Annotated in this window: 29 protein-coding genes; 15 read left to right on the forward strand and 14 right to left on the reverse strand. The window is 68.6% G+C overall.

What is annotated here, in order from left to right:
- Positions 1-13: 13 nt before the first annotated feature.
- Positions 14-433 carry a globin domain-containing protein gene (locus ABD708_RS16195; protein ID WP_344756342.1) on the reverse strand — a complete coding sequence of 140 codons (420 nt, stop codon included), beginning with the start codon at positions 431-433 and terminating at the stop codon, positions 14-16.
- Positions 434-510: 77 nt separating this feature from the next.
- Between ABD708_RS16195 and ABD708_RS16200 the strand changes: the two genes are divergently transcribed.
- From ABD708_RS16200 to ABD708_RS16210, 3 genes are all read left to right on the forward strand, one after another.
- Positions 511-852, forward strand: coding sequence for a YciI family protein (locus ABD708_RS16200; RefSeq protein WP_344756344.1), 342 nt, complete (start codon positions 511-513; stop codon positions 850-852).
- 11 nt (positions 853-863) lie between these two features.
- Positions 864-1,508, forward strand: a complete 645-nt coding sequence (locus ABD708_RS16205) for a dihydrofolate reductase family protein (RefSeq protein ID WP_344756346.1) — start codon at positions 864-866, stop codon at positions 1,506-1,508.
- 278 nt (positions 1,509-1,786) lie between these two features.
- The gene (locus ABD708_RS16210; RefSeq protein ID WP_344756349.1) at positions 1,787-1,915 is read left to right on the forward strand and encodes a hypothetical protein; all 129 of its coding nucleotides are present in this window, start codon (positions 1,787-1,789) and stop codon (positions 1,913-1,915) included.
- 27 nt (positions 1,916-1,942) lie between these two features.
- Here ABD708_RS16210 and ychF read toward each other — a convergent pair whose 3' ends face one another.
- Positions 1,943-3,022: a redox-regulated ATPase YchF gene (gene ychF, locus ABD708_RS16215; RefSeq protein ID WP_344756351.1), complete on the reverse strand. Its 1,080-nt coding sequence runs from the start codon at positions 3,020-3,022 to the stop codon at positions 1,943-1,945.
- Positions 3,023-3,034: 12 nt separating this feature from the next.
- Complete coding sequence (locus tag ABD708_RS16220) at positions 3,035-3,373, reverse strand: hypothetical protein (RefSeq protein WP_344756353.1); 339 nt, start codon at positions 3,371-3,373, stop codon at positions 3,035-3,037.
- A 144-nt stretch (positions 3,374-3,517) separates the two neighbouring features.
- Between ABD708_RS16220 and ABD708_RS16225 the strand changes: the two genes are divergently transcribed.
- A complete protein-coding gene (locus ABD708_RS16225) occupies positions 3,518-3,769 on the forward strand; it encodes a hypothetical protein (protein ID WP_425553321.1) in 252 nt (83 codons plus the stop codon).
- 333 nt (positions 3,770-4,102) lie between these two features.
- On the opposite strand, the gene ABD708_RS16230 is transcribed toward ABD708_RS16225, so the two are convergent.
- From ABD708_RS16230 to ABD708_RS16240, 3 genes are all read right to left on the reverse strand, one after another.
- Positions 4,103-4,687, reverse strand: coding sequence for a CPBP family intramembrane glutamic endopeptidase (locus tag ABD708_RS16230; RefSeq protein ID WP_344756357.1), 585 nt, complete (start codon positions 4,685-4,687; stop codon positions 4,103-4,105).
- A 167-nt stretch (positions 4,688-4,854) separates the two neighbouring features.
- The gene (locus tag ABD708_RS16235; RefSeq protein ID WP_344756359.1) at positions 4,855-5,268 is read right to left on the reverse strand and encodes a hypothetical protein; all 414 of its coding nucleotides are present in this window, start codon (positions 5,266-5,268) and stop codon (positions 4,855-4,857) included.
- 10 nt (positions 5,269-5,278) lie between these two features.
- Positions 5,279-5,644 carry a hypothetical protein gene (locus tag ABD708_RS16240; RefSeq protein WP_344756361.1) on the reverse strand — a complete coding sequence of 122 codons (366 nt, stop codon included), beginning with the start codon at positions 5,642-5,644 and terminating at the stop codon, positions 5,279-5,281.
- A gap of 332 nt (positions 5,645-5,976) precedes the next feature.
- Here ABD708_RS16240 and ABD708_RS16245 point away from each other — a divergent pair, with 332 nt between their 5' ends.
- Complete coding sequence (locus ABD708_RS16245; RefSeq protein ID WP_344756363.1) at positions 5,977-7,047, forward strand: DMT family transporter; 1,071 nt, start codon at positions 5,977-5,979, stop codon at positions 7,045-7,047.
- Here ABD708_RS16245 and ABD708_RS16250 read toward each other — a convergent pair.
- Positions 6,943-7,695, reverse strand: coding sequence for a class I SAM-dependent methyltransferase (locus ABD708_RS16250; protein WP_344756365.1), 753 nt, complete (start codon positions 7,693-7,695; stop codon positions 6,943-6,945). The genes ABD708_RS16245 and ABD708_RS16250 overlap by 105 nt on opposite strands.
- A gap of 31 nt (positions 7,696-7,726) precedes the next feature.
- Here ABD708_RS16250 and ABD708_RS16255 point away from each other — a divergent pair, with 31 nt between their 5' ends.
- The 3 genes from ABD708_RS16255 to fbaA are packed head-to-tail and all read left to right on the forward strand — an operon-like array spanning position 7,727 to position 10,639.
- Complete coding sequence (locus ABD708_RS16255; RefSeq protein ID WP_344756367.1) at positions 7,727-8,311, forward strand: exonuclease domain-containing protein; 585 nt, start codon at positions 7,727-7,729, stop codon at positions 8,309-8,311.
- Positions 8,312-8,366: 55 nt separating this feature from the next.
- On the forward strand, positions 8,367-9,575 hold the full coding sequence (locus ABD708_RS16260) for a DNA recombination protein RmuC (protein ID WP_344756369.1): 1,209 nt from the start codon (positions 8,367-8,369) through the stop codon (positions 9,573-9,575).
- Positions 9,576-9,610: 35 nt separating this feature from the next.
- Positions 9,611-10,639, forward strand: a complete 1,029-nt coding sequence (gene fbaA / locus ABD708_RS16265; RefSeq protein ID WP_344756371.1) for a class II fructose-bisphosphate aldolase — start codon at positions 9,611-9,613, stop codon at positions 10,637-10,639.
- A gap of 53 nt (positions 10,640-10,692) precedes the next feature.
- Here fbaA and ABD708_RS16270 read toward each other — a convergent pair whose 3' ends face one another.
- Genes ABD708_RS16270 through ABD708_RS16280 form a run of 3 tightly spaced genes read right to left on the reverse strand, consistent with a single transcriptional unit; the run spans position 10,693 to position 12,871 of the window.
- Entirely contained in the window at positions 10,693-11,154 is a 462-nt protein-coding gene (locus ABD708_RS16270; RefSeq protein WP_344756373.1) for a GNAT family N-acetyltransferase, read from the reverse strand.
- Between the two features lie 23 nt (positions 11,155-11,177).
- Positions 11,178-11,843 carry a DUF6264 family protein gene (locus ABD708_RS16275; RefSeq protein ID WP_344756375.1) on the reverse strand — a complete coding sequence of 222 codons (666 nt, stop codon included), beginning with the start codon at positions 11,841-11,843 and terminating at the stop codon, positions 11,178-11,180.
- Positions 11,840-12,871 carry a 4-hydroxy-3-methylbut-2-enyl diphosphate reductase gene (locus ABD708_RS16280; protein WP_344756725.1) on the reverse strand — a complete coding sequence of 344 codons (1,032 nt, stop codon included), beginning with the start codon at positions 12,869-12,871 and terminating at the stop codon, positions 11,840-11,842. Before ABD708_RS16280 ends, ABD708_RS16275 begins: the two co-directional genes overlap by 4 nt.
- Before the next feature lie 79 nt (positions 12,872-12,950).
- Between ABD708_RS16280 and xseA the strand changes: the two genes are divergently transcribed.
- Genes xseA through ABD708_RS16305 form a run of 5 tightly spaced genes read left to right on the forward strand, consistent with a single transcriptional unit; the run spans position 12,951 to position 17,188 of the window.
- Complete coding sequence (gene xseA / locus ABD708_RS16285) at positions 12,951-14,189, forward strand: exodeoxyribonuclease VII large subunit (protein ID WP_344756377.1); 1,239 nt, start codon at positions 12,951-12,953, stop codon at positions 14,187-14,189.
- A gap of 31 nt (positions 14,190-14,220) precedes the next feature.
- Positions 14,221-14,445: an exodeoxyribonuclease VII small subunit gene (locus ABD708_RS16290; RefSeq protein WP_425553311.1), complete on the forward strand. Its 225-nt coding sequence runs from the start codon at positions 14,221-14,223 to the stop codon at positions 14,443-14,445.
- Complete coding sequence (locus ABD708_RS16295; RefSeq protein ID WP_344756382.1) at positions 14,438-15,094, forward strand: DUF4245 domain-containing protein; 657 nt, start codon at positions 14,438-14,440, stop codon at positions 15,092-15,094. The genes ABD708_RS16290 and ABD708_RS16295 overlap by 8 nt, the downstream gene beginning before the upstream one ends.
- On the forward strand, positions 15,091-15,744 hold the full coding sequence (locus ABD708_RS16300; protein ID WP_344756384.1) for a carbonic anhydrase: 654 nt from the start codon (positions 15,091-15,093) through the stop codon (positions 15,742-15,744). The genes ABD708_RS16295 and ABD708_RS16300 overlap by 4 nt, the downstream gene beginning before the upstream one ends.
- 43 nt (positions 15,745-15,787) lie before the next feature.
- Complete coding sequence (locus ABD708_RS16305; protein ID WP_344756386.1) at positions 15,788-17,188, forward strand: class II fumarate hydratase; 1,401 nt, start codon at positions 15,788-15,790, stop codon at positions 17,186-17,188.
- 79 nt (positions 17,189-17,267) lie between these two features.
- On the opposite strand, the gene ABD708_RS16310 is transcribed toward ABD708_RS16305, so the two are convergent.
- The 3 genes from ABD708_RS16310 to ABD708_RS16320 all read right to left on the reverse strand — a co-directional run bounded on the left by ABD708_RS16310 (position 17,268) and on the right by ABD708_RS16320 (position 20,659).
- Positions 17,268-17,759, reverse strand: coding sequence for a DUF4262 domain-containing protein (locus tag ABD708_RS16310; RefSeq protein ID WP_344756388.1), 492 nt, complete (start codon positions 17,757-17,759; stop codon positions 17,268-17,270).
- A 242-nt stretch (positions 17,760-18,001) separates the two neighbouring features.
- Entirely contained in the window at positions 18,002-19,309 is a 1,308-nt protein-coding gene (gene phoH2, locus ABD708_RS16315; RefSeq protein ID WP_344756726.1) for an RNA 5'-3' helicase PhoH2, read from the reverse strand.
- A 234-nt stretch (positions 19,310-19,543) separates the two neighbouring features.
- Positions 19,544-20,659 (reverse strand): aminotransferase class V-fold PLP-dependent enzyme, encoded by a 1,116-nt coding sequence (locus ABD708_RS16320; RefSeq protein WP_344756390.1) that lies wholly within the window; start codon positions 20,657-20,659, stop codon positions 19,544-19,546.
- 98 nt (positions 20,660-20,757) lie between these two features.
- Between ABD708_RS16320 and ABD708_RS16325 the strand changes: the two genes are divergently transcribed.
- Positions 20,758-21,522, forward strand: coding sequence for an SDR family NAD(P)-dependent oxidoreductase (locus ABD708_RS16325; protein WP_344756392.1), 765 nt, complete (start codon positions 20,758-20,760; stop codon positions 21,520-21,522).
- 5 nt (positions 21,523-21,527) lie between these two features.
- Here ABD708_RS16325 and ABD708_RS16330 read toward each other — a convergent pair whose 3' ends face one another.
- Positions 21,528-22,322, reverse strand: a complete 795-nt coding sequence (locus tag ABD708_RS16330) for an isoprenyl transferase (RefSeq protein ID WP_344756394.1) — start codon at positions 22,320-22,322, stop codon at positions 21,528-21,530.
- A gap of 49 nt (positions 22,323-22,371) precedes the next feature.
- Here ABD708_RS16330 and trhA point away from each other — a divergent pair, with 49 nt between their 5' ends.
- The gene (trhA, locus tag ABD708_RS16335; protein ID WP_344756396.1) at positions 22,372-23,079 is read left to right on the forward strand and encodes a PAQR family membrane homeostasis protein TrhA; all 708 of its coding nucleotides are present in this window, start codon (positions 22,372-22,374) and stop codon (positions 23,077-23,079) included.
- Positions 23,080-23,117 lie beyond the last annotated feature (38 nt).

A 23,117-nucleotide genomic window follows, 5' to 3' on the forward strand; every position in this document is an offset into this window, starting at 1 on the left:
ATACCGTACGGCCTCACGCCCTGCGCATGGCCAGGCCTTCGGGAACAAGGTCGGCCGACGCGTCGTAGCGGGTCATGTCATGCGCCACGGCGCGGAAGTAGGCGCCGAGCCGCGCCGCCGGCTCGGGAGGAATCGGCGATTCGACGAGCGCCTGATCGAAGAGCCGCAGGCAGATCTCGTCGAGCTCCTCGTGCGGGCCGTTGCCGGCGTGCATCCGCCGCACCATGGATTCGGTGCCGTAGCCGCCGGTGTACAGCTTCGGACCGCCCGCAGCCTCGCTGAGGTAGGCGGCGAGCCGTTCGTCGTGCTGCGGGTGCACATGGGGGTGCGAGAACGGATGCTCGGCGACGGGGTCGGCGAGGCACAGCTCGCTCCAGCGGCGGCAGACCGCCAGGATCGCATCGAAACCGCCCAGCTCGTCATAGAGCGCCATGCGGACAGCGTGGCATCGCACGCGCCGTGCCGCCAGCGCTGTTGACGCCACACCCTGTGCATGGTGTGCTCACGGCCATGACGACGTATCTGATCTCGTTCCCGAGCTCGGCGATGCAGGTCACGCTCGATGAGCTGCAAGAGGTGGCGGATGCCGCGCACGCGGTCATCCAGGAGATGAAGGACGCCGGGGTGTATGTCTTCGGCGGTGGGCTGAACGAGGCCGTGACGCCGGTGCTCGTGGGAGCCGACGGATCCGTCTCGGACGGCACATACCCCGAGACCGCGCAGCTGGACGGCGGATTCACCGTCATCGAGGCCGCCTCGCGCGACGAGGCGGTGCGGTGGGCCGCGAAGACCGCGGGAGCGTGCCGTTGCGCACAGGAGCTCCGCGAGTTCCAATACGATCCGCTTGTCTGATCGGAGAAACAATGGCAGTTCGGGTTGACCTCAACATCTCGCTCGACGGGTTCGCGACCACGACGGACCAGACGCCCGAGAATCCGTTCGGCGAGGACTGGGCACGACTGACTCACGCGTACGTGTCGACCAGGACCTTCCGCGAGCGGGTCATGCACGATGTGTCCGGCGAGGGCACGACCGGTGTCGACGACAGGTACGGGAAGGCGTACTTCGAGGAGGTCGGCGCCGAGATCATGGGCGCCGGCATGTTCGGACTGCACAACTTCGCCGACGACCCCGACTGGCGCGGCTGGTGGGGTGACGAGCCGCCGTTCCGGTGCCCCGTGTTCGTCCTCACCCACAGCGCCCCAAGACCACCGCTCGAGTTCGCCAACGGCACTGCCTTTCATTTCCTGGCTGCGGCACCGCAGGAGGCGCTCGATCGCGCGCTGGAGGCGGCCGACGGGAAGGATGTCCGCATCGGCGGCGGACCCACCGTCGTGCGCGACTTCCTCAAGGCGGGATTGGTCGACCGGCTGCATGTCGGCATCGTTCCGATACTGCTCGGCCGAGGCATCCGTCTCTGGGACGATCTACGCGGCCTGGAGTCCGGCTACGACGTGACGTCGGAGATCGCCGAGAGCGGCGTGATCCACGTGACTTTCATGAGGTGACGAACCGAACGTTGAGCAGGTCCTGAGCGAGAGCTTCGCCGTCCTTGGGGTAGACCCGTCAGTCTGTATATGCGGGCACCCGAACCCGTAACCTCAACCCCATCTACCGCGGCCCGCGACCTCTGACCCGAACAGAGCGCGGGCCGCGGTGATTATGGGCAGGCGGCGGCCTGGTGTCTCCCCAAGTCAGGCCGCCGCCATTCCCGCTGGCACCGGCCCCCGCTATTCGATAACCTGCGAGCGGGGTTGAGGGATTATCCGAGCAATTGAGGGGAAAAATGCTTGCGACAATCCATCATGCGGTCATCGCTGCGCGCCAGGCGCTCGAGGGGCAGGACATCGACGAGGCGGCGTTCTGGCTCGATCGTGCGGTCGAGGCCATTGAAGCCGACGCGGCCAGCGAATAACGAGGGCCGGAGCCTTCGGACTCGGCGCTAGACGTTGAACCTGAACTCCACCACGTCGCCGTCCTGCATGACGTAGTCCTTGCCCTCGAGGCGGGCCTTGCCGTGCGCGCGCGCCTCGGCGACCGAGCCGAGTTCGATCAGGTCCTCGAACGAGATCACCTCTGCCTTGATGAAGCCCTTCTCGAAGTCCGTGTGGATCACCCCGGCGGCCTGCGGCGCCTTCCAGCCCTTGTGGATCGTCCACGCACGCGCCTCCTTCGGGCCGGCGGTGAGGTAGGTCTGGAGCCCCAGGGTGTCGAAGCCGACGCGGGCGAGCTGATCGAGGCCGGATTCCTCCTGGCCTGTCGACTGCAGCAGCTCGAGTGCTTCGTCCTCAGGCAGGTCGATGAGCTCCGATTCGATCTTCGCGTCGAGGAACACGGCCTTCGCGGGGGCAACCAGCTCCGACAGAGCAGCCTTGCGCGCGGCATCCGTCAGCACGCCCTCGTCGACGTTGAAGACGTAGATGACCGGCTTCGCGGTGAGCAGGCCGAACTCACGCAGCGCGGCGAGGTCGAGGCCCGCGACGGCCGAGAGCACGCGGCCCTCCGACAGCGCCGCGATCGCCTCATTGACCGCCGCCAGCACTGCGGGGTCGGTCTTCTTGCCGCGCACCTCCTTCTCGATGCGCGGCTGCGCCTTCTCGAGGGTCTGCAGATCGGCGAGGATCAGCTCAGTGTTGATCGTGTCGAGGTCGCCGCGCGGGTCGACGGCGCCGGCCACGTGCACGACGTCGTCGTCGGTGAATCCGCGCACGACCTGGGCAATGGCGTCGGCCTCGCGGATGTTCGCGAGGAACTGGTTGCCGAGCCCCTCCCCCTCGCTCGCGCCCTTGACGATTCCGGCGATGTCGACGAACGACACGGTCGCGGGCACGATGCGCTCGGAGTGGAACACCTCGGCAAGCTTCTGCAGCCGCTCATCAGGCAGGTTCACGACACCCACGTTCGGCTCGATCGTCGCGAACGGATAGTTCGCCGCGAGCACGTCGTTCTTGGTCAGCGCGTTGAAGAGGGTCGACTTGCCGACGTTGGGGAGACCGACGATGCCTATGGATAACTGTGACATGAGGTCATCAGCCTATCGGCGCCGACCGTAGCGGCTCATCTCAGGCGTCGAGTAGGTCGGACTCCTATCGACCCGCTTCTCCGCTCCGGATGGGTTGATCGTGATCCGACCGACGAGCAGTCTGAGCGCCTCTCGACGACGCTCGGTCGTCAGGGTTGGTGGTTGCTCCACGAGATCGCCGACGAATGCGATGGGGTGCACCGTGACCTGAGCGGATGCGCGCTTCAGCTCTGCCTCGAGCGCGACCCGCTCGGCTTCTAGCCAGTCGCGGAGGCGGATGCACGTTGCTTCCAGCATGATTCGCGCGTTGAGGTCATCCGAGGCGTTGTCAAGGCGCTCGGCGAGCTTCACGAGTCCCGCCCTGATGGGACGCGTCGGGGTGCGTCCGGTAGCCAGCGGACTGGACGCACGCGTAGCGCAGTCGGCCGTGGCCGGTGCTGCTGCCCATCCTTCCGCCGCAGTGGCAATAGATGATGCTGGAAGCTCCTCCAGCAGCTGCGCGAAGCAATCTTCAGCGGCATGGAATCCGGCGGTGGCTCGGCCGCATTCGGGTCGCGGCCGCCGATCGAAACGGTGGCCGTCGATCTGCTCGAACGCATCACCGACGAAGCCGCCCGGGTACTCGCCCAGGTCAGCAAGCACCTCAGATTTCAGACCCGCGAACCAGTCGAGAAGCCGAAGCCTCACCAGTCCGCATTCTTCTACGCCCGCCACGACTACTCGGCCCTGACGTTTGTCGAGCGGTAGGCGAGTGCCACCCGCGCATACCTGACGCCGACCGTGCCCGAGACACCGATCAAGGCATCGTGCCCCGCATGCAGTGTCGAGCACCTTGAGAAGCGCGATGCCGGCGAGCTCGTCCGCCCCCGAGCTCTCGTCTTCATCCGCGACAAGCAGACCGAGACGACCACGGCCGCGCGCTGCAACGCGCGCGGCCGTACGGGACTCGTCACAGTTCCGCATGCTCGGCGAAGCGATCGCCGCCAGCGCGGGAAGGCACGCGAGGCGGCAGTCGCCGACGGCTATGAGCTACATCCAGCGCCGCACGCTAACCAAGCGCAAGTCTCATCCGGGTCCGGTCTACCCGCTCCAGGCGAAGAGAGCGAAGTGCATCACCGTGAGGAAGATGACCAGATCCGCCAGAAAGTGCGCGACAAGTGCACCGACCGCACCGACCCGGACAGAGACCAGGTACAGGAAAGCCGAGAACACGGCTGCGGCAACAATCCCGACCGGCCCATTCGGAATGCCGTTGTAGTGCGCGAGACCGAAAGAAAAAGCTTGGACGACTGTCGCGGTCCGAAGCGTGAGCACTCTTGCACTGAGCGTTGCGAGCATCCCTCGCCAGAGAGCCTCTTCCCCGATCGTGTTGAGAACGGCTGCCCCGATGGCCAGCAGTGGAACCGACCACTCCGGTGGAATAGGTAGCGGGAACACGTAGCCAGTTCGGATCTGCCGCCAGTCGAGCGCAACCGCCATGGTGCCGGCGCCGATCGCGCCCGCCGAGATGATTGTCCACGTTGCCCACGGACGCGTGGGACGCACAACCCAGAACTTCGGATCTTGCAGTGCGTGAATGTTGAGCATGAAGAAGGCCGCGGCGGCCACTGCCGGGGCCGAGGGCCACGGCAGGCCGCCAATCTCTGCGCCAACGTAGAGCGCCACTGACAAGCGGAGTCTCCAGCCAGCAACGAGCACAAGCCCGACGATTCCAACGACGACCGGCACAACCCAGGAAAGAGCAAGGGTGCTGGGAACAAGGCCGAATACTGCGCCGAGCACCCATACATCGACAGGTCGATATGCCCTCCCAAGCGACCCCGCAGCGCTGCTCAAGCGCTGAGAGTCTGCGTGAGTTGACCGAACGGCGTCACTCCGTTCTTCCATACCCACCGGGGACTGCCTCCTCGAAGCTCCGGCTCCGCCACGCCCTCACTATCAGAACGCACAGGCCATCGCGCGTTCAGCTGATCCATCACGTACTCCTGAAGCAGCGAGGCAACTTCGACGGCCAGCGCTCCTCTGCCTGACCACTCCGCGTCGACCGATGAGATGTTGTTCCCCACCACCAACAGAACCTGAGACTGTTGCCCGGCAGGAAGCCATTCGTCCGCATCAGGAAGCAGAGCCGACACGGCCGGGTCGTGCGAATGGTCGAGCATCACGAGACGGGCACGTGCGGAATGGTCCAGCACAGCTGAGAAGTCCGCAGAAACGTCAGGCAAGACATCGGCGAGATCGACCACGCGGCTCATCTCAGGCGATCTTGCACTTTCCATCGAACGTCAAGAGATCATCCTTTCCATGCAGGGCCGACCCGGAGATCTCCAGGATCTTTCCCGAGTACTTCGCCGCGCGGGCCGCGTTTACGCTTCCGTGCGGTTCGTACGCCTGGTTCTTTGAGTCAATCTTGGTGCCATCCGCTCGCACCGTGACGTGCCACGTGGTCCCAGTCTTGTATTTTGCCGCGACGTAGATTCCCCACGTGATGGCCTTCCCCTTGCCAGCCTGCTGAACAGTCAGGCCGCCCTCGGCCGCGCCCACCTTGTACTGCGGGGAGCAGTGCCCCACCGGAGCGACCGCTGTCTGCGAACAACCGCTAATTGTGCCGACCAACGCCACGGCCAGTGCTAGGGCGGCGATCCGCGTCCGCCTCGGCTGCCGCCGTATAGCCGCTAACGACCGAGATGATCCATACATAAGTTCAACCCCCAACTCTTGGCGGATGTGCTCTTGCTTCGACTACTTGAGACCGCGCAATGCGCACCTGTGATCAGAATCACCGGAAGCTAACCGATCGTCTAGCCGCCCATTTGGGGGCAGCGGAGCTCCAGCACGAGTACCACCGGACTAACCCGGCGCGCCGCGGCGATCGAGCGCATCGGGCGGAGCCACGTGCATTGATTTTGCAGAGCGGATGCCCAGGTGTCGGTCGCCGCGCATACGCTGAACTCGTGCCATCCTCACCTTCGCTCGGTCGCGGCCTGCTCGCCGGCCTCGGGGCGAACGTGATCTGGGCCACCGCCTTCGTCGTCGGGCTCATCACCCCGCCCGCTGTGCCGCCGATCGCGCTCGCCGTCGGCCGCTACACGGTGTTCGGCCTGATCGCCCTCGCGCTGCTCCCCCGCGCGTGGCGCGCGTTGCGCACGCTCGGCCCGCGCGGCTGGCTGACCGCCCTGGTGTTCGCCGCCGTCGGGAACGTGGGCCAGTTCGTGCTCGTGCTGCTCTCGGTGCGCTTCGCCGACGGCGCCACGTCGACGATCGTGTACGGCGTGCTGCCCGTCGCCCTTGCAATCTGGGGCAACCTGAAACGCCGCGAGGTCCCCATGCGACGACTCACCTGGCCGATCATCCTCACGGCCGGCGGGCTGGTTCTGCTCTCCGGCGAGTCCTTCATCGGCCATCACATCGCCGACCCGGCACGCTACGCGCTCGGCGCCGGGCTATCGCTCGCAGGCATGCTCGGCTGGGCCTGGTACTCGGAGGCGAACGTCAGCTTCCTCGAGCGGCATCCGCACGTCTCGTCACGCGACTGGGCGGCAGCGGTGGGTATCGGATGCCTGCCGCTGGCCCTCGCCCTGATCCCCGCTGCCGCTACGCAGCATCGCACGCAGCCGGCCCTCGGCGCCGCCGACTGGCTGTGGCTGATCGCGGTGAGCATCGCGATCGGCGTCCTGCTGTCCTGGGTCGCGACCGTGCTGTGGAACGTCGCGTCCCTCGCGCTGCCGGTGTCCCTCGCGGCTCAGCTGATCGTGGTCGGAACGCTCGCGGGCGTCGTCATGGTGCGCCTCGTGACGCTCACCGCGCCGAATCTGTGGGAGATCGCAGGCCTCGTCGTGTCAACCGCCGGCGTGCTGCTCGCGGTGCGCGCCACACTGCCCGCGACGGATGCCGCGGCATCCGTCGCGTCGGTCCCGCCGTCACCCGCGCCGGAAGCGGTAGGCCTGCGTGATGTGGGGCAGCTCGATCACTCCGGCGCTCTCGATCTCGGGGTGCCCGTCGAGCACGGCCTCGACCCGGCGTAGCGTCTCGGCCTGCTCGTCGGGGCCTTTGACAAGGAAATAGCTGCGCGAGCGCACGAGCGTGAGGATGCCCGCACGGCTGAGGTGCTGGATCCACGCGAACTCGGCGGATTCGCCGTCGTCGAACGGCGCGGTCACGGCGTTCTCGGTGAGGGACGCGTTGCCGTAGCGGTCATTGCTGCTCATCGCCTCGCCCAGCTCGCGCACCCAGTCGATGCGCTCGTCGCGACTGTTCCAGACGAGACCGAGGGTGCCGCCCGGCTTCAGCACGCGGGCGACCTCGCGTGGCCCATGCTCGGGGTCGACCCAGTGCCAGGCCTGCGCGAAGGTGACGGCGTCGACGCTCTCATCGGGCAGCGGCAGCCGCTCGGCGGTGCCCACCAGGGTCTCGATTCCCGCGGAGTGCGCGCGCAGCACGTCGAGCATCTCCTGGCTCGGATCGACGGCGATCACCTCGCGCTCGGGCGCGCGCAGCAAGCGGGTGAACTTGCCGGTTCCCGCGCCGACGTCGAGAACGCGGCGGGCGGATGCCGGCACGAGCCACTCCACGGCGGCCGCCGGGTAGCCAGGGCGGGACTCCTCATAGACCTGCGCCGCCGGGCCGAAGCTGAGGGCGTGGGCCTCGTGACTGGCCGGGGTGTCATTGACCACCCTTCCATCCTGCCGTGCGAGCATGGGGCTCGTGGCACTGGACTTCACCGCGATCGATTTCGAGACGGCGAACTCCTCCGGCGCCTCCGCCTGCAGCGTGGGGCTGGTCAAGGTGCGCGGCGGTCGGGTCGTCGATCGGGCGTACTGGCTGATCCAGCCGCCGGCCGGGCACGACGAGTTCCTCGAGTGGAACATCCGCATTCACGGCATCCATGCCGCCGACGTCTACGGTGCCGCGACGTGGGCGCAGCAGCTGCCCGACCTGGTCGCCTTCGCCGACGGCGACGCGTTCGTGGCGCACAACGCCGGCTTCGACATGGGCGTGATCCGCAGGGCGTGCGAGGTCACCGGCGTCGACGTGCCCGTCGCGGAGTACGTCTGCAGCTTGCAGGTCGCACGGAAGACCTACCACCTCGACTCCTACCGCCTGCCGTCCGCCGCGATGGCCGCCGGTTTCGAGGACTTCGAGCACCACAATGCCGCCGCCGACGCCGAGGCTTGCGCCGCGATCATGGTGCACGCCGCGCGCCGGCACGGCGTCGACGACGTGATCGCCCTCGCGCGCGCCTGCGCGATCAAGGTCGGCCGGCTCGGGGCAGTGCGCGCGGCGGCGTAGTCCACCCTCGACGCGCCTCACGGCCGATGTCAGTGGCTGGTTGAAGACTGACGCCATGCCCGCTCTCCTCGCTCTCATCATCGGCCTCGTCGCCGGTGCCCTGATCGGCGCGCTCGCCGTCCTCGCGCTGCGCAGACACTCCACGGCGGATGCCTCGGCCGACGAGCTGCGCGTCGAGCTCGCCGCCGCCGAGGCCACCGTGACGGCCCTGCGCGAGCAGCTCGCCGCCCAGCGCGAGGCGGCCGAGCAGCTGCGCGCCGACCAGGCCGCGCGCGAAGCGAGGGAGCGCCAGCAGAATCAGGTGCTGCAGGCGCTCGCTCCGGTGCGCGAGACGCTGGGCGCGATGCAGCAGAAGGTCGCAGAGCTCGAACGTGAGCGCGCCCAGCAGTACGGCTCGCTCGCCGAGCAGCTGCGCCTCGCGCGCGTCAGCGACGAGCAGCTGCGCGCCACGACCGAGTCCCTCGCCGGCGCGCTGCGCTCCAATTCCACCCGCGGGGTCTGGGGCGAGACGCAGTTGAAACGGGTCGTTGAGGCAGCGGGCCTGACCGAGCACGTCGACTTCACGGTGCAGACCACGATCGCGACGGATGCCGGCGCGCTGCGCCCCGACATGGTGATCCGCCTTCCCGGCGGGAAGCAGCTCGCCGTCGACGCGAAGGTGCCACTCGAGAGCTACCTCGAGGCGTCCGCGATCCCCGACACCGCCTCGGGCGATGAGGCGGCACGCCGCGTCGCCCTGCTCGGCGCGCACGTCAAAGCCGTGCGCGCGCACATCGACGCCCTCGCCAAGAAGGCCTACTGGCAGGGGCTCGAGGTGAGCCCCGAGTTCGTGATCGCCTTCGTTCCGAGCGAGTCGCTGCTGGCATCCGCCCTCGAAGCCGACCCCGCGCTCCTCGACTACGCCTTCGGGAAGCGGGTGGCGCTGGCATCCCCCGTCAATCTCTGGGCCGTGCTGAAGACCGTCGCTGTCACCTGGCAGCAGCAGGCCGTCACCGACGAGGCGCGCACGCTGTTCGACCTGGGCAACCTGCTGTACTCCCGCATCGGCACGCTCGCCGGCCACGCCGACGCGCTGCGGAAGGCGATCGAGCGCACCGTCGAGTCGTACAACGCATTCGCCGGCACGCTCGAGTCACGCGTGCTGGTGACGGCCCGGCAGTTCCCCGGCATCGACCCCGGTCGCCTCGCCGACGTTCCCTCGCCGGAAACAATCGAGAAAGTTCCGAGACCCCTGACCGCGCTGGAGCTGACGGAATCCCCCTAAGGTAAGAATCGGCCCGCCACTTCGAAGGAGACCCGATGCCCGTCGCAACGCCCGACCAGTACGCCGAGATGCTCGACAAGGCCAAGGCGGGTGGCTTCGCCTACCCGGCCTTCAACGTGTCGTCCTCCGCGACGATCAACGCCGTGCTGCAGGGGCTCGCCGAGGCGGAATCCGACGGCATCATCCAGGTCACCACGGGCGGCGCCGACTACTTCGCGGGCCAGTCGGTCAAGGCGCGCGCGACCGGCGCGCTGGCCATGGCTCGCTTCGCGACCGAGGTCGCGAAGTCCTACGGCATCACTGTCGCCCTGCACACCGACCACTGCCCGCAGCCCGCGCTCGAGTCCTTCCTGCTGCCGCTGCTCGCGGCGAGCGAGGAGCAGGTGCGCGCCGGCGGCGAGCCGATCTTCCAGTCGCACATGTGGGACGGCTCGGCCGTGCCGCTCGACGAGAACATCTCCATCGCCAAGGACATGCTCAAGCGCACGAGCGCCATCAACGCGATCCTCGAGATCGAGATCGGCGTGGTCGGCGGCGAGGAAGACGGCGTCAAGCACGAGGGCACCAACGAGGCCCTCTACACGACCGTCGGCGACGTGACGAAGGCGGTCGAGGCTCTCGGCCTCGGTGAGAACGGCCGCTACATCGCCGCCCTCACCTTCGGCAACGTGCACGGCGTCTACAAGCCCGGCAATGTGAAGCTGCGGCCCGAGCTGCTGGGCGAGATCCAGGCGGGCATCGCCGAGAAGTTCGGCCATGGGCCGAAGCCGCTCGACCTCGTCTTCCACGGCGGCTCCGGCTCGTCCGCCGAGGAGATCGCCGAGGCCGTCAGCAACGGCGTCGTCAAGATGAACATCGACACCGACACCCAGTACGCGTTCACGCGCTCGGTCGCGGGCTACATGTTCGCCAACTACGACGGCGTGCTCAAGGTCGACGGCGAGGTCGGCGACAAGAAGAAGTACGACCCCCGCGCCTGGGGCAAGGTCGCCGAGTCCGATATGGCCAAGCGCGTCATCGAGGCGACGCAGCAGCTCGGCTCGGTCGGCAAGTCGGGGAAGTAGCCTCACCGGGGCTTCCCCTCGCGGGCACAGCCCGCTCGGCGCCGGGCCGCGCGTCAACCCGCCGGGTTGACGCCGCTCTGCGGCCCGCGCCACCGGTACACGTTCGTGTCCCGCTCGGCGAATCCGCTCGTGCGGTAGAGGTGGTTCGCCGCCTCGCGGTCAGGCCGTGAGGTGAGGTCGATCGTGCGCGCCCGGAACCTCTCGTTCGCCTCGGCGATGAGATGGTTCAGCAGCAGGCGCGAGAGGCCGTGGCCGCGTGCGCTCTCATCGACCACGACATCGTCGATGTGAGCACGGATGCCGGTCGGGATCGGGTAGACCACGAGGCACGCCGTGCCGACGATGCGACCGTCCAGTCGCGCCGCATAAAGATGCGTCGCGTCGCTCGCCACGATCGCCTGCACGGTGTCGACGCTGTAGACGGCGGTCGACGAGAGCTCGGGCAGCAGACGCTCGATGGTGTCGGCCAGCTCGTCGCTGAACTCGGTGACTTCCTCGATGGTGATGTCGGCCATGGTGCGAGGGTACCGAAGCAGCCTCAGGTCGCTGAGCCCGTGCCGTCAGGCGACGGCGAGGGCAGGATGTTGAGCAAATCGGGGTTCTCACCGAGGGCGATCACGAAGATGGCGAAGAACAGGATGCCCGCGACGACGGCGCCGAGCAGGGGAATCCACCACGACCGGCGGCCCGCACGCATCGCTGAGACGGAGACGATCAGCGTCACCAGCCAGACGACCCCGTAGATGATCGCCTGGCCCTGCCACAACCAGGCCGGCAGCGCGTTCGCGAGTCTCTCGTAGCTCCCGCCCATCACGGCCATCGACTCGCGCATGACCTGACCGCCATTGAACGCGTCGCTGACGACGCCGAACACATTGGAGAGGCCGAAGCCGAGCAGCACGAAGGTGACGAGGCGGTCGCCGAAGCCGGGCCGCACCGCCGACGGCGGCTGGGGCGGTCGCGACTCCTCCGGCGGCCAGTGGAACGGCGCCTGCGGGGGCGGCGCCTGCGGGTGCTGGGGACCGCCCGGCCGGTAGGCGCCGGGGGCCGGCTGCTGCGGTGCGGGGTGCTGCGGTGCGGCATCCGCCTCGAGCCCCTCGAGCTGCCATTCGGCGGGTTCCTTGATCGCTGCGCGCTGCTCCTCGGGGGTCGCGTACTCGCCGTACTGCGGGCGAGGGCGGCGTTCTGAGCCGGAGTCGCTCATCGGCTGCGACCGCCGAGAGCCCGGGCGTCGCGGTTGCCCGCGGTGTCGGTGCGCAGCTCGCGCGGCAGGGAGAACATCAGGTCCTCCTCGGCGGTCTGCACCGTCTGCACGTCGGCGTAGCCCGCCTGGGCGAGGTCATCGAGCAGCTCCTGAACGAGCACCTCGGGAACGGAGGCCCCGCTCGTGACGCCGACGGTCGCGGCATCCGTCAGCCACTCCTGCTGCACCTCGCTCGCGTAGTCGACGCGATACGCCGCCTTCGCCCCGTGCTCGAGTGCGACCTCGACGAGCCGCACCGAGTTCGACGAGTTCGCCGAGCCGACGACGATCACGACATCGGCCTCCTGCGCGACCTTCTTGATCGCGACCTGGCGGTTCTGCGTGGCGTAGCAGATGTCGTCGCTGGGCGGGTCCTGCAGTTTGGGGAAGCGCTCGCGCAGCCGGCGCACGGTCTCCATGGTCTCGTCGACCGAGAGCGTGGTCTGCGACAGCCACACGACCTTCTCGGGGTCGCGGACGACGACGCTGTCGGCCTCTTCCGGATTGTTGACCACCGTCACGTTGTCGGGAGCCTCGCCCGCCGTCCCCTCGACCTCTTCATGGCCGGTGTGGCCGATCAGCAGGATCTCGAAATCGTCGCGCGCGAAGCGCACGGCCTCGCGGTGCACCTTGGTGACGAGCGGGCAGGTGGCGTCGATGGCCCGCAGACCGCGATCGGATGCCGCCTGCACGACGGCCGGCGCGACACCGTGGGCGCTGAAGACGACGTGCGAGCCCGCCGGCACCTGGTCGACCTCGTCGACGAAGACGGCGCCCTGCTGCTCGAGGGTCGCGACGACGTGCTTGTTGTGGACGATCTGCTTGCGCACGTAGACGGGGGCGCCGTAGCGCTCGAGCGCTTTCTCCACAGCCACCACAGCACGGTCGACTCCTGCACAGTAGCCGCGCGGAGAGGCCAGCAGAACCCGCTTGTGTCGGGGGCCGGGGATATTCTTGAGCCGCCCGCCGGCACCCGCGACGCGGGGCATGCCGAGGCTGATCGAAGAGTCGCTCACGCCGTTCAGTTTAGGTCGGCGCGTGCACAGTACCTGGGAGAAGAGGTCGTTCATGGCAGCGTTCACGACGGAGGCTCCGCCGACGCTCGAGGCGCCGTGGCCGGTCGCCTTGCTCGCCACGAAGATCAAGCAATACGTCGACCGCCTGGGCACCGCCTGGGTCGAGGGCGAACTCACCCAGTGGAACGTGCGCGGCGGCAATGTCTACGGCAAGCTCAAGGACCTCGAGCTCGACGTCACGGTCAGCATCAACGTGTGGTCGTCGGTCGCCTCGCGCCTCGACGGCGACTTCACGCAGGGCGACCGCGTGATCGCCGCGGTGAAGCCCGACTACTGGGTGAAGGGCGGCACCCTGTCGATGCAGGTCTACGACCTGCGGCACGTCGGCCTCGGCGACCTGCTCGAGCGGCTCGAGCGGCTGAAGCGCCAGCTCGCCTCCGAGGGGCTGTTCGACGTCTCGCGGAAGCAGCCGCTTCCGTTCCTTCCGCACCTGATCGGGCTCGTGACCGGCAAGGACTCCGACGCCGAGAAAGACGTCAAGAAGAACGCGCTGCTGCGCTGGCCCGCGGTGCAGTTCCGCACGGTCTACGCCGCGGTGCAGGGCGAGCGCTCGGCAGCCGAGGTGACCGCGGCCATCCGGCAGCTCGACGACGACCCAGAGGTCGATGTCATCATCGTCGCCCGCGGCGGCGGCGACTTCCAGAACCTGCTGCCATTCAGCGACGAGACCCTCGTGCGCACCGCCGCGGCGACCCGAACGCCGCTGGTCTCGGCCATCGGCCATGAGAACGACCGCCCTCTGCTCGACGAGGTCGCCGATCTGCGGGCATCCACCCCGACGGACGCCGCGAAGCGCGTCGTCCCCGACGTGGCGGAGGAGCTCGTGCGGGTGCAGCAGGCCCGCACCCGCATGCAGCAGCGCATCACGCACCAGATCAGCATCGAGATCGACCGCATCGCCCAACTGCGCAGCCGTCCCGCCCTCGCGACCACGAGCTGGATCGTCGACACCCGCGCCGAGGAGATCACCCGCTACGTCGCCAGAGGCGCCGAACTCGCCGAACGCACGGTCGAGCGTGCCGAGACCTCCGTGCGCGAGCTCGCCGCTCGCCTGCGCACCCTGTCGCCGCAGTCGACGCTCGACCGCGGCTACGCGATCGTGCAGGCGGGCGGCCACGTGGTGAAGCAGACGGATGCCGCACCTCACGGCACCCCGCTCGTGATCACCCTCGCCGACGGCTCTCTCGACGCCGTCTCGGCGGGCGCCCACCCCCGTCCCGATGCTGGCTGACAGCACAGAGGAGCCGCTTAGAATGAACGCCGTGCCCACCCCCGAAGCCACGAGCGATGTCGCCGCTCTCTCCTACGAGCAGGCGCGCGACGAGCTCGTCAGGGTCGTCAGCGAGCTCGAGCAGGGCAACGCGAACCTCGAGCAATCGCTGCAGTTGTGGGAGCGCGGCGAGGCACTGGCCCGCCGCTGCGAGGAATGGCTGATCGGTGCGAAAGCGCGGCTCGACGCCGCGCGACAGGGTCAGGCCGATGAGTAATACCGGCCCAGGGGGGCGTGTCGTCGCCGAGCTGGGGCGGCCTGAGACCGCCGCAGAGACAGCGGCCCGCAAGGCCGAGTCGAGTCGGCTGCACCGCCAGCGCCAGACCGTCAACAACCTCGTCTTCTCGCTCATCGCGACCCTCGGCATCGTCCTCGTGATCGTGCTGATCGTGCCCCGCAACAATCCGGGGACCGTCGGAAAGCCCGTCGACTGGCAGTCTGTCGCTGCCCAGGGCGCGGGCACGGAGCCCGATCCGCTGCTCTCCCCTGAATTGCCGAAGGGGTGGAACGCGAACGCCGCGGAGCTGCGCACGGGCGCGGCATCCGGAATCGACGACTGGCACATCGGGTTCATCGCGCCCGACAAGCAGTACATCGGCCTCGACCAGGGTTTCAAGGCCGACGACACCTGGATCGTCAGCACGGTCGACGGCGTCCGCGCCACGGGCTCGAAGACGATCGACGGCGTGAAGTGGGTGGTCTACGGCAACCGCGCAGGCCAGTCCGACAGCACGAACACCACCTACGCGCTGGTCGCGACGCACGGCTCGAGCACCGTCGTGCTCGCCGGAACCGCGAGCCCGAAGGAGTTCGACACCGTCGCGAGCGCGCTGGCGACGCAGCTCGGAGGGAGCACCGCTCGATGACCGCCCCCACCCCCGCAGAGGCCTGGCAGAGCCTGATCGATGGCAACCGCCGCTTCGTCGCGGGCACGCCGAACCACCCGAACCAGAACGTGGAGCGACGCGTCGACCTCGCCGAGGGGCAGCACCCGACCGTCGCGATCTTCGGGTGCAGCGACTCAAGGCTCGCGGCGGAGATCATCTTCGACCTCGGGCTGGGCGACGCCTTCGTGATCCGCAACGCAGGGCAGGTGGCATCCGATTCGGCCATCGGCTCGCTCGAGTACGCCGTCGGCGTGCTGGGCGTTCCTCTCATTCTCGTGCTCGGCCATGACGAGTGCGGCGCCGTGCGCGCGGCCATCGACTCGCAGGCATCGGATGCCCCGAGCCTGACGCCCAAGATCGAGAAGCTGATCGGCCCGATCGTCCCCGCCGTGCGCCGCGTGGCGCGCGCGCGTCGCGACGAGCCGCTCGACACCTCGGCCATCGACGCCGGCGAGGTCGGCCGCGAGCACCTGCGCGACACGATCACCGACCTGCTGACGGGAAGCGAGCTGATCAGCCGCAAGGTGGTCGACGGCTCCGTCGGCATCGTGGGCGCCAACTACCGCCTGCACGAGGGCACGGCGGTGCCCGACGTGCTTCTCGGCCTGCCGTCGGCAGAGTCCGACTGACCGCAACACAAGACCGTATTCACAAAAGAGAGTGCACACTGAAGTGACGACCGAATCCGACGTCGACTACCGCATCGAACACGACACCATGGGCGAGGTGCGGGTTCCCCGCGATGCGCTCTACGCCGCGCAGACGCAGCGCGCGGTGGAGAACTTCCCGATCAGCGGCTCCACGCTCGAGCCGGCGCAGATCGCGGCGCTCGCCCGCATCAAGAAGGCCGCAGCCTTCGCCAACAAGGAGCTCGGCACTCTCGACGGCGCCATCGCCGATGCGATCGCCGGGGCCGCCGACGAGGTCATCGCCGGCGGATATGACGACGAGTTCCCCATCGACGTGTACCAGACGGGCTCAGGCACGTCGTCGAACATGAACATGAACGAGGTGCTCGCGACCCTCGCGAGCCGCCGCCTCGGCAGCCCCGTGCATCCGAACGACCACGTCAACGCCTCGCAGTCCTCGAACGATGTCTTCCCGACCTCGGTGCACATCGCGGTCACGAGCGCGCTGATCGACCAGCTCATCCCGGCGCTCGACCACCTCGCGGTCGCCCTCGAGGAGAAGGCGGAGCTCTGGAAGGACACCGTCAAGTCGGGCCGCACCCATCTGATGGACGCGACGCCGGTCACCCTCGGGCAGGAGTTCGGCGGCTACGCCGCCCAGTTGCGCTACGGCATCGAGCGCGTCAACGCGGCGCTTCCCCGCGTGGCCGAGGTGCCCCTCGGCGGCACCGCTGTCGGCACGGGCATCAACACCCCGCTCGGCTTCCCGCAGAAGGTCATCCAGCTCATCGTCGACGAGACCGAGCTGCCGATCACTGAGGCGCGCAACCACTTCGAGGCGCAGGCGAACCGCGACGCCCTCGTCGAGACTTCCGGCGCGCTGCGCACCGTCGCCGTCTCGCTCACGAAGATCTCGAACGATCTGCGTTGGATGGGCTCAGGGCCGAACACCGGCCTCGGCGAGCTGAAGATCCCCGACCTGCAGCCCGGGTCGTCGATCATGCCAGGCAAAGTGAACCCCGTCATTCCCGAGGCGACGCTCATGGTCGCCGCCCGCGTCATCGGCAACGATGCGACGATCGCCTGGAGCGGCGCCTCGGGCGCATTCGAGCTCAACGTCGCGATCCCGGTGATGGGGTCTGCGCTGCTTGAGTCGATCCGCCTGCTGTCGAACGTGACTCGCGTGCTCGCCGACAAGACCGTGCGCGGACTCGAGGCCGATGTCGAGCGCGCTCGGTTCCTGGCCGAGGCGTCGCCGTCGATCGTCACCCCGCTGAACAAGGTCATCGGCTACGAGGCCGCCGCGAAGATCGCGAAGTACTCGGTGGCCGAGGGCCTCACGATCCGCGAGGCGGTCATCAAGCTCGGCTACGTCGAGCGCGGCGAGATCACCGAGGCGCAGCTCGACGAGAAGCTCGACGTGCTCTCGATGACGCACCCCTAACCGGGGCGGCGACATTGCGCCGTCGCGCTTGGCTCCATAGTCCAGGGTTTACAGCCAAACGCGGCGGCGCGTCGCTGTGTCAGGCGCGGAACTCGCCCGGACGCGGCTGGATCCACGTAGGGATCGAGTACCCCTCCTCCCACGGGAACCGACCGTACTCGTCATCCCACGTCAACTGCAGAACCGGGACGGAATGCACGCCGCACCGTCGGTAATACGCATTGGCGCACCGCACGATCCGTGCCGGATTCGGAACGACCTCGGGGCAGAATCGTTGCGCCCAGCCCCCGAGGGTCAGCACCTCGCCGGGCGCCAGCCTCTTCCCGGCTCGGACGCGTCGGGCGAGGTCGTTCAGCAGGAAGTATGCGGGCAGCGGCGGCAGCCCGAGCACGAGCAGCTCGGGTTGCCCAAGGTCGAAGAGCCCGATCGTGTACGAGAAACTCGTGGAGCTGCGCGACGGCTCGCCGCTGACCTGCTGGATCGCGACACCGTGGGTGCGGATCATCGCCGCGATCGGTGCGTTGTGCTCGTCGAACCAATCGGCACCTGCCGAGGCACTGCGCTTGTTCACTTGTGCGTCCCATTCCGGCGCGGAGCGGGCGCAGCCAAAGCTAAGCGCGGCCACCGACATTGGCGGATGCCTGGGCAGAGTCACGGAACGCTGCGGAAGGGATTCCGCACGTCCAGCGGCGTGTCGCCGCCGGTGAGCGGCGTGTCGCGCCAGATCCCTTCCGATAGCGACCGCCCAGCCGCCAGGCGGCACGACGGCCCCGGAGTCTTCTCCGGGGCCGTCGGCGTCTGTGGGAGCTCGCGTTACTCCAGCATCTCCGTCACGAGCGCCGCGATCGCGGAGCGCTCGGAGCGGGTCAGCGTGATGTGGCCGAACAGCTCGTGGCCCTTCAGCGTCTCGATGACGGATGCCACGCCGTCGTGCCGCCCCACGCGCAGGTTGTCGCGCTGCGCCACGTCGTGGGTCAGCACCACGCGCGAGTTCTGGCCGACGCGCGAGAGCACAGTGAGCAGCACATTGCGCTCGAGCGACTGCGCCTCATCGACGATCACGAAGGCGTCGTGCAGCGAGCGGCCGCGGATGTGCGTGAGCGGCAGGACCTCGAGGATGCCGCGCTCGACGACCTCCTCCAGCACGTTGTCCGACACGAGAGCCCCCAGCGTGTCGAAGACCGCCTGGCCCCAGGGGTTCATCTTCTCCTGCTGATCGCCGGGCAGGTAGCCGAGCTCTTGGCCGCCGACGGCGAACAGCGGGCGGAAGACCATGATCTTCTTATGCTGCTGCCGCTCGAGCACGGCCTCGAGGCCCGCGCACAGCGCGAGCGCCGACTTGCCGGTGCCGGCGCGACCGCCGAGCGACACGATGCCGATCTCGGGGTCGAGCAGCATGTCGATCGCGAGCCGCTGCTCGGCGGAACGGCCGTGCAGGCCGAAGACGTCGCGGTCGCCGCGGACGAGGCGGATGGCACCTTCCCCAGTGACCCGCCCCAGCGCCGACCCGCGGTCGGAATGGAGGATGAGGCTCGTGTTGACGGGCAGCCCCGCCACGGCATCCGTCTCGAGCTCCTCATGCTCGTACAGCGAGGCCATCTGCGCCGCCGACAGGTCGACGTCGGAAAGCCCCGTGTAACCCGAGTCGACGGCGAGCTCTGCCCGGTACTCCTCGGCCAGGAGGCCGATCGACGACGCCTTGACGCGCATCGGCAGGTCCTTCGAGACCACCGTCACATCGAGGCCGTCGTTCGAGAGGTTCATCGCGACCGCGAGGATGCGGGCGTCGTTGTCGCCGAGCTGCATGCCCGACGGCAGCACCGTCATGTTCGAGTGGTTGAGCTCCACGCGCAGGCTGCCGCCGTCGCCGACGGGAACCGGGAAGTCCAGCCGCCCGTTCTCGACGCGCAGATCGTCCAGGTGCCGCAGCGCCTGCCTCGCGAAGTAGCCGATCTCGGGGTCGTTCCGCTTGCCCTCGAGCTCGCTGATGACCACGACGGGGATGACCACCGAGTGCTCGGCGAAGCGGAAGATCGCTCGCGGATCCGACAGCAGGACAGAGGTGTCGAGGACGAAGGTCCTCTCGGTCTGACGCGTCTGGCTCGGCGATTCCCCCTTCACGATCGAGTTCGGCTGATTGGTCGAAACTGAAGCCACAACCACTCCCGTCCGACGCGGGCCCGGCCCGCGCGCGGTTCACATTTCACAAAGCGAAGTGGCCGCATGGTTGCGAAGTGAACTTATGTGGCCACTTCGACCGGGCGCCGTGCCCGATGGCTGCCAAGTTACGTCGCTGTAATTCGATCCGCTACCCCCGACACGCGTCACAGCGGTAACAAGCTCGTTAACTGGCTGTCAGTAGGCGCTGGCGTACGAGGTGAGCGCGCCGCGCAGCATGGCGAGCGTCTCCTCGGTGGTTCCCGCGTGGGCAGAGAGCCGCACGCCGCCGCCCCGCGTGCGCGTCGAAACGCCGTGGTTGTGCAGGCTCGCCGTCAGCTTGGTGAGGGACTCGGGCTCGGGCTCCAGCACCACGATGCCGGCGCGCTCGTTCTCGGCCCGCGGCGAGGCGACGGCGATGCCGTACTCATCGGCGAGGTCGATCAGGCGTGCCGCGCTGTCCGCGACGGCGGCCGAGATCTCGGCGACCCCGACCGCGGCGATCTCCTCGAGGGCCGCCGCGAAGCACGCCTGGGCGACCCGGTCGGGATTGCTGACGGTGAACGCCTTGGCCGAGGCCGAATACGGCGGCACGCTGTCCCACGGCTCGACGAGGTCGGTGCCGGTCCAGCCGCTGAACACGGGGGTGATGTGTCCGAGCGCGCGCTCGGAGAGGGCGAGGAAGCCCGTGCCCCAGCCGGCCCGCACCCACTTCTGGCCGCCGGTGGCGACGACGTCGGCGACCTCGTAGGGCGCGTCGACGACTCCGAAGCCCTGGATCGCGTCGACGACCAGCAGGCGGTCGCCGATGACCTGGCGGATGCCGTCGAGGTCGGCGACGTAGCCCGTGCGCGCGTCGACGAGCGACACGGCGACGGCGGTGACGGAATCCGTCAGCTGCTCGCGGATCTCGCTGGGGGTCACCTTGCCGTGGTCGGTTCCGAGCCAGACGGGCCGCACGGCGCGCAGCGCCTCGGCGGCACGCTGCACCGCGACAGGCAGGCTCGGGAACTCGCCGGGCGAGACGAGCACGTCCCCGGTGATGCCGAAGATGGCCTGCATCAGGCCCTGGGTCGTCGAGGGCTGGAAGACGATCTGGTCGGCGGCGAAACCGGTGAGAGCGGATGCCGCAGCGCGCACGCGCTCGTCGGCGTGGCCGAGCTGCGCAAGGGAGCCGAAGCGAGCACGGGCGAACAGGTCGGCGTGCGCGTAGATCTCCTCCTGCACAGCTTTCGAGATGGGCCCGACGCCCGCGTAGTCCAGGTAGCCCGGCTCTTCCAGGAACCCCGCCCGGTACTCGTCCAACGTCGTCACATGAACCTCCGCCTCAATTCTGACGGAACGTTCGGCCCTGGCCTAAACGCCAGGCACCAGTTAGAATCTTTCTTGTATCTAACAGGGAAGGATCATTCATGTACGACTACTTCGCCGGCAAGACCGCACTCATCACGGGAGCCGCCTCCGGCATCGGGAAAGCCGTGGCAGAGCAGCTCGCTGCGGAGGGCGCGAACGTGGTGGTCGCCGACCTCAAGCCCGAAGCCGCACGGGCGGTCGTCGACGAGCTGGTCGCGGCCGGCGGCACGGCCGCGGCGTTCGCGGGCGACGTCTCCGACCCCGCGATCGTGAAGGCCGCGGTCGACTTCGCCGTGGCGACCTACGGCGGCCTCGAGCTCGCCGTCAACAACGCCGGCATCGGCGGCCCGCAGGGTCCGCTCGCCGACTACGACGACTCCGACGGCTTCGCCTCCTACCACCAGCTGATGGGCGTCAACCTGCACTCCGTCTTCTACGGCATGCGCTACGAGATCCCGGCGATCCTCGCCGCAGGCGGCGGCGCGATCGTCAACATGTCCTCGATCCTCGGCCTCGTCGCCGAGCCGAGCGCGACGCCGTACACGACGGCGAAGCACGGTGTCTCGGGCATGACGAAGGCGGCGGGCGCGACGTATGCCTCGCGCGGCATCCGTATCAACTCCGTCCACCCGGGCTACATCGACACCCCGCTGCTGGCCGCGATGCCGCCCGAGTACAAGCAGGTGCTGATCTCGAAGCACCCCGCCGGACGGCTCGGCACGGCCGAGGAGGTCGCGAACCTCGTGCTGTTCCTGCTCTCCGACAAGGCGAGCTTCATCAACGGCACCCAGCATGTCGTCGACGGCGGATACACGGATATCTAGACCGCCTACCCCCCGTAACGGCGGTTGCGGCGCGTGAAATCGCGCAGCGCGCGCAGGAAGTCGACCTCGCGCAGGTCGGGGCCCAGCGCCTCCACGAAGTAGAACTCGCTGTGGGCGCTCTGCCAGAGCATGAAGTCGGAGAGGCGCTGCTCGCCCGAGGTGCGGATCACGAGGTCGGGGTCCGGCTGGCCGCCCGTGTAGAGGTGCTCGCCGATGAGCTCGGGCGTGAGCGTCTCGGCGAGGTCCTCGAGCGAGCGGCCGGCCGCGTGGTGCTCGGCGACGATCGAGCGCATCGCATCCGTGATCTCCGTGCGGCCGCCGTAGCCGACGGCCAGGTTCACGTGCAGGCCGGTGCTGTCACGGCTCGCCTGCTCGGCAGTGCGAAGCGCCTCCGCCAGTGGACCGGGCAGCCCCGCGGTCGAGCCGACGTGCTGCACCCGCCAGTCGCGGTGGCGCGACAGGTCCAGGGCGAGCTCGGCGATGATCTTCATGAGCGCGTCGAGCTCGTCCGAGCCGCGATTGGTGAGGTTGTCTGCGGAGAGCAGATAGAGCGTGACGACACGGATGCCGAGCTCATCGCACCACTCGAGGAACTCGATCATCTTGGCCGCGCCCGCGCGGTGCCCGTGCTCGACGGTCGTGTATCCGACCTGGCGCGCCCACCTGCGGTTGCCGTCGATGATCATCGCGACGTGATGCGGCAGCGCCTCGGCACCGGCCGCAGCGAGGTCGCGGCGCAGCCGCTTCTGGTAGAGCCCGTACAGCAGACCGCGCCCCGGGGTATGCCGCCTGTCACTCACAGGCACAACTTACCGAAGATCCTCCAGCCCGAGCGGCTACTCTCGCCCCATGACGTACGCAGCGCCGCTCCCCCGCACGCCTGCCGTCGAGCTCGAGCTCAAGCCGAGCTGGCGCGGCTGGATCCACGCGGCGACGACGCCGCTCACCATCGCCGCCGGCATCGTCCTCATCTGCCTGGCCCAGGGCGCCGCCGCCAAGACCGGAGCGGCGATCTTCATGGGCACGTCGGTCCTGCTGTTCGGCAACTCGGCGCTCTACCACCGCTTCAATTGGCCCCCGCGCGCGAAGCTCGCACTCAAGCGAGTCGACCACGCGAACATCTTCCTGCTCATCGCGGGCACCTACACCCCCGTCGCCCTGACGATGCTCCCGCTCGCGTGGGAGGGCGTCCTCGTCCTCTCCGTCGTGTGGGCGGGCGCGATCGCCGGCGTCTTCTTCCGCGTGTTCTGGATCACCGCGCCGCGCTGGCTGTACGTGCCGCTGTACCTCGTGCTCGGCTGGGCCGGCGTCGCCGTGTGCGCGGCCGAGGGTTTCAACCCGTTCCTCTCGACGGGCGCGATCGCGGCCGGCATCCTGATCGGCGCCGGCGGCCTGCTCTACACGCTGGGCGCCGTGGTCTACGGCACCAAGTGGCCCGGGCGCGTTGCGAAGCACTTCGGCTTCCACGAGATCTTCCACGCCTTCACGGCGGCGTCCTTCGCCTGCCACTGGGCCGCGATGCTCGTGCTGGCGCTCAATCCCCCGTTCAACGGCTGAACCCATTTGTGCGCCGCCGCCCCTGCGGCGCACCGCGG

This window comes from Gryllotalpicola koreensis (genome assembly GCF_039538185.1).
Lineage (GTDB): Bacteria > Actinomycetota > Actinomycetes > Actinomycetales > Microbacteriaceae > Gryllotalpicola > Gryllotalpicola koreensis.